The following is a 4728-nucleotide window of genomic DNA, read 5'->3' on the forward strand; positions in this document are numbered from 1 at the left end:
TTAGAAAAGCTAAAAAATTGTCTTGACAATGGGGAGCATTATAAAAAATCTCCTCCTATGATTTTATACTTTAACATAGAAGGAGTTATAAGTTTGCATAAAATATTTTACAACCTCGGCCTAAATTTAATTGACATTAACAATATATTTTCTAAAATCAAGTCAATAATCTCTCCTAGGCTCCATTTATAACACTACATCCTTGAATCCATCGTTTTTGAAACAAATTTTTTATCCAGCCTTCAAGCATACAAATCATTATGTATCGTTGTGAAATATCAATAGATTTCTGCATTCTACGCCTTTGAAGTTGAATGCTGTCTCTTGTTTCCTAGATCTTTCCCAATAGTCAATGTCTTTTCTGTGATTTTTATTATCCTTTCATTCTAGATGTATTTCATATTAGATACCTCTTGTCGTTTTTGAATAGGGATTACTTGTCGTGTAATTCACATTATCAAATTCTACAGAAAGACATCACCCTTTTCAAAGTTCATTTTATTTCATTGCAAAGATACTTCTCACTAAACCTTCCAAGTCTGAAGAGGCTTATCTCATTAACGGAGGATCATATCTTTCGCCAGCTAAATGTTTTGCTTTCTGTCTATCTTCATTACTCATGTGTAGACTGTAATAAAGCTCATTCCCTTCAATAGAAAAAGTCTTTGAAAAGAATTCGTCTTCCTCAATTAAGCGTTTTAAATTTTGACACCAAGGATAATTATAATTAAGTATCAATGGTTTTGATTTACTTCGTTTCCCTTCCTTCATCCAAATATCGCGTTTATTCTCTAATCTCAACCAATCTGCAATATTAATTGAAATCATCCTCAATAAATGCTTTCCAACCATTTTTTCTGCATTCTTTAACAATGAAGATGCTTCTTGCATTGCAATATAATTTAAAATATCTTCTATCAATTTCACCATTATGGTTCACCCCACATTTTATACGGATTATAAATTTCGTATGAATAGTTACTCCATATATGAAACAACATATCATTCAAAGTCTTAAACTCAGTCTTTCCATTTGTAACAATCTGAAACTGGCGTTCATAGTAGTAAGCCGCTTTTCCCATTGCCATTGACTCTTTGCTCCGTCATATCCAAATTTATTGATAAAGTCAAGCGCATGCGTTCCTTCGTGAACAGCATCACTAAATATGTCTGTAGCTCTGCTACTACGTAAATAAATATTATTGCCCCTCTGATATGCTATGTCAGAACCCAAAGCTCTATCAAATAATTCATCTCCCAATATATTTACTTTAATATCGCCATTCTTAATCGCTCGAGCAATCTTATCTGATTGAATAGTTTTCTCTTCAAGTTGATTTAACAAATCGGATTTTGTAATTCTTTTTTAAGTCCCTTCACCTTCTCCCACTTTAGCAAGCCGATTCATTCCTTTATTACGACCTTTTAAAACATCATCTGCAGCATTGTCTATCAATCCTGCAGATTTATTTGATATTTTTACAGCGTCATCCGCAACATTGTCTATCATCCCTGCCATCTTATTTGTTGCTTTCGCTGCATCATCACTCAATGATACGCCCATTCTTCCAAATACAGATGGCAATAATACTTCCGATAGAGCAAATTCTACTACTAGTTGACCAATACGTGCTACTGTATATCCTTCTAGTCTAGCTTTTTGTATTTCACGAAGTTGATATATTGTATACTCCTCTGAATATTCATAATTATTTAATATACTATTTATTATCTCTTCCTCAAAGCTTGATTCGTTCACAAGATTAGGAAAATATTTTTTGTTGCATACTCCATTATTCGCAACCTAATCGGCAATTCCATAGAGGATGAAATCATCCAATCCACCATCGTTACAGTATCCATAACGCCTGCTTTAAGTTGATCCAACATACAATACATTTTTATACGTTGTAATTCTTTTTGAAACTCTATAATATCAAACCCAACTCTAGTTCTTTTTAATCTCTCCGTTTCTGCTATTGCCTGTTGAGTCTCTTTTCTTTTTACTTCCTCATATACCCACAATGATATTTTTGATTCCAAATGCCCTGTCGGATCATAGTATATCAGCGGATTATTCTTTACATATGTATACAGGTTCAAGCTAAGAGGATCATCCGGTGTTCCAGTATATGTATCCTCCTGCAAAAATCTTGCAATCTTCGGATCATACATTCTCGCATTCAGGTAGTACAATCCTGTCTCCTCATCATACTGATATCCGGCATAAGTTATGTTGTTATCTACATTTCCGGTTGACTCAAGGATATTGCCGAATGCGTCGTAATAGTAGGTAGCATCTACTTTTCCTGTAGCAACATTAATCAGTGCTGTTACGTCCGCATGTCCATTGTACATATAGTAATAGCTGTCTTCCCCTACAGTACGCATAAGCAGATTCGATCCATATACGTTGCGGTTGGCGTTTCCGCTGCCGTACAGTTCAAGCACTACCTTATCGTACTCATATATAGGTTGTCAAGGTTCCGTTAACTTTTTTCCCTATCCTGTAACCTTCTGCATTATATATGTTTTCAACAATAGATTAACCAGTATCTGGGCGAACTTCATACTTGGAAGCAATTTCAGTCAATGCTTTTTCTTCCGGAAGAACTTCCAACACTATTTTTGCTCAGGTGTAAAAACTTGTCTCTTTTCAATAATCTATCTTATTTTTTCGTTTTCCCTGTCTTAATTTATGGCATCATTATAACTTTATTAGAAACCCCAAATTTATATAGTAACTATTTTCATAGTTGGACTTTTGTGTTGCTACTACTGCAATTAATTCTCTTGTCTCAGCTCTAAAAATATTCCCTTTAATTTCAAATCCGTATTCAGATAATACTTCCGTTAATACTTTTTTAAATTTTTTTATTCATAATACCTACTATGATTTTATATTCTATCATAGAAAGGTTATTTTACAGATTTTTTTCACAGTCTCTAGTGCAATTATTGATAGGTTGGTTCACCATAGTCATTTGCTTGTTTTTAAAGGCCAAAGTTACAGGGACACACTCAACCATGAAATCTCAATAATGGAGCAGGGGACTCGGATTTATACTTGCCAAAAACATATATTTTAGGCTACTTACATTTGGGTAGAATCAGAAATTTTTAGCCTACAACAAATTGACACCGTCCCATTCATTTTTCTTTATTGACAAATACCTGTCAACAGCCTAAAATCATATTGAAAATAGCATACTTTTGCTACTTGGCTACTAAAAAGATTGGCGGGATTAAATTGTTTAAGCTCACTGTAAAATATGCGCTATTTGCAGCAATATCAACAATAGGAAATCTTTTAACACAACAACTGTGTCTTATGTTATTTAATTCTCTTACATTTTTGAAGAGTTTTGAAAATGTAAGTATCTTAGGGCTTTTTAATTTTAACTTTGTCCTCATGACCGCAATTTTTATGGGTACATTGGTAGGGTTGATAATAAAGTATATTCTTGATAAAAATATATTTTCAACTATAAGACAAGAAGCAAATCAGAAGATACCGGAAAATTTATCATGTATTCCTTTATGGGTGTATTTACAACAGCTATATTTTGGTCTTTTGAACTTATATTTGACGGTATTTTCAACTATCAATATGCCAAATACTTAGGTGCTTTAATAGGTCTCACCATCGGGTATATTATAAAATATAATCTTGACAAACGTTTCGTATTCAATATGGAGCAACATCAGCCGTCACAGGATAAAAAGGTATAAGGGTACCAAAAATTAGGACTCAGTTCTTGAATAATGTCTTAAAGATATCTTTAGGTACGCACTGACATATGCATCACTTTGGAAGTTATTGTCCGTAATTATTTTTTATTCGTTCTTTTGATAAGATTGATGCAAAATTTCCTTCTTGAGTATTATTTTGCAATTATTACCAAGAAGGAGAATTTTCATTCTCTTACTATACAGAACTTTAAGCATTCTTTTTATAAGATTTTTTATTGATAAATATATTTTACAACAAAATACAGGTTATTGCGCCTGCTTTTGCATTTTTTAACAAACAAGATGCTATTTCAAAAATTTATTTTGAAACAACCCTTTCTGGTGGATCACAAATTTTAAGGATTTGATAAGTTATTATTTCATCTTAGTATATTCAAAACTTCCATCCTTTCCAATCCCATACATTATAACAAGCAACCCATGCAGATTTTTTATCGTTAAATCATTAAGATTAATAGAACCATCTGTATTAAAACCTGAAAAACCTGTTCCTTCTGGTGAAATATTTTCTGAGAATACTCCTTCTACATGAAATCTCAATTTGTTAGGTTGTGATATTGTCCTAAATCTTATTCGTATAGGTTGAGCATTTTCACTAAAACACTCACAACCTTCCGAATTAATAATTTTTGAAAATATCTTATCTTCCCCCAGATAAACAGAATATTCATACATCTGTTTGCCCAAATCAACTTCAAGTTGTTTGATTATTGGAATAACAACATCTTTTATAATTGCCTCTATTACTTCATTTTTTGGAAATACTTCATTAATCATAGAAATTTTCCCCTTCCATACTTTATCTAGCGTCAAAAATTGGTATTTATCCAAAAATTTCTTAATACATTGATATAACAGAAGGTGTACAACTATTCAAAGTTATGTCAAGTTTAAAAACTTCAGGATGGAAGATGTCTTGAGTCTTTGCTAGTGACGACAATATTTGACTTAAGTTAAATGTAATTATATTTATAA

Annotated in this window: 6 protein-coding genes and 2 pseudogenes; 2 read left to right on the forward strand and 6 right to left on the reverse strand. The window is 32.2% G+C overall.

Features of this window, described 5'->3' with window-relative positions:
• A partial coding sequence (locus tag JCM21531_RS23195) for a hypothetical protein (protein ID WP_038291481.1) occupies window positions 1-192 on the forward strand: 192 nt, incomplete at its 5' end.
• A 357-nt stretch (window positions 193-549) separates the two neighbouring features.
• On the opposite strand, the gene JCM21531_RS16575 is transcribed toward JCM21531_RS23195, so the two are convergent.
• The 5 genes and pseudogenes from JCM21531_RS16575 to JCM21531_RS24700 form a co-directional block, all read right to left on the reverse strand.
• The gene (locus tag JCM21531_RS16575; RefSeq protein ID WP_038291483.1) at window positions 550-930 is read right to left on the reverse strand and encodes a hypothetical protein; all 381 of its coding nucleotides are present in this window, start codon (window positions 928-930) and stop codon (window positions 550-552) included.
• A 76-nt stretch (window positions 931-1006) separates the two neighbouring features.
• Window positions 1007-1345: a hypothetical protein gene (locus tag JCM21531_RS16580; RefSeq protein ID WP_038291484.1), complete on the reverse strand. Its 339-nt coding sequence runs from the start codon at window positions 1343-1345 to the stop codon at window positions 1007-1009.
• A 21-nt stretch (window positions 1346-1366) separates the two neighbouring features.
• Window positions 1367-1759, reverse strand: a complete 393-nt coding sequence (locus tag JCM21531_RS16585; protein ID WP_038291485.1) for a hypothetical protein — start codon at window positions 1757-1759, stop codon at window positions 1367-1369.
• 251 nt (window positions 1760-2010) lie between these two features.
• Window positions 2011-2545 (reverse strand): annotated as a pseudogene (locus tag JCM21531_RS24940) (RHS repeat-associated core domain-containing protein); the annotation flags it as partial.
• A 162-nt stretch (window positions 2546-2707) separates the two neighbouring features.
• The gene (locus JCM21531_RS24700; RefSeq protein ID WP_094184847.1) at window positions 2708-2878 is read right to left on the reverse strand and encodes a DUF4304 domain-containing protein; all 171 of its coding nucleotides are present in this window, start codon (window positions 2876-2878) and stop codon (window positions 2708-2710) included.
• A 372-nt stretch (window positions 2879-3250) separates the two neighbouring features.
• On the opposite strand from JCM21531_RS24700, the pseudogene JCM21531_RS25215 reads away from it, so the two are divergent.
• Window positions 3251-3732 (forward strand): annotated as a pseudogene (locus JCM21531_RS25215) (GtrA family protein).
• Window positions 3733-4107: 375 nt separating this feature from the next.
• On the opposite strand, the gene JCM21531_RS16600 reads toward JCM21531_RS25215, so the two are convergent.
• Window positions 4108-4530 (reverse strand): hypothetical protein, encoded by a 423-nt coding sequence (locus JCM21531_RS16600; protein ID WP_038291487.1) that lies wholly within the window; start codon window positions 4528-4530, stop codon window positions 4108-4110.
• Between the last annotated feature and the right edge of the window lie 198 nt (window positions 4531-4728).

Source organism: Acetivibrio straminisolvens JCM 21531 (assembly GCF_000521465.1).
Taxonomy (GTDB): domain Bacteria; phylum Bacillota; class Clostridia; order Acetivibrionales; family Acetivibrionaceae; genus Hungateiclostridium; species Hungateiclostridium straminisolvens.

Bases quoted from the DNA above. Each gene is read 5' to 3' on its own strand.
- JCM21531_RS16575 (WP_038291483.1), bottom strand. From the start codon at position 930: ATGGTGAAATTGATAGAAGATATTTTAAATTATATTGCAATGCAAGAA.
- JCM21531_RS16600 (WP_038291487.1), bottom strand. From the start codon at position 4,530: ATGATTAATGAAGTATTTCCAAAAAATGAAGTAATAGAGGCAATTATA.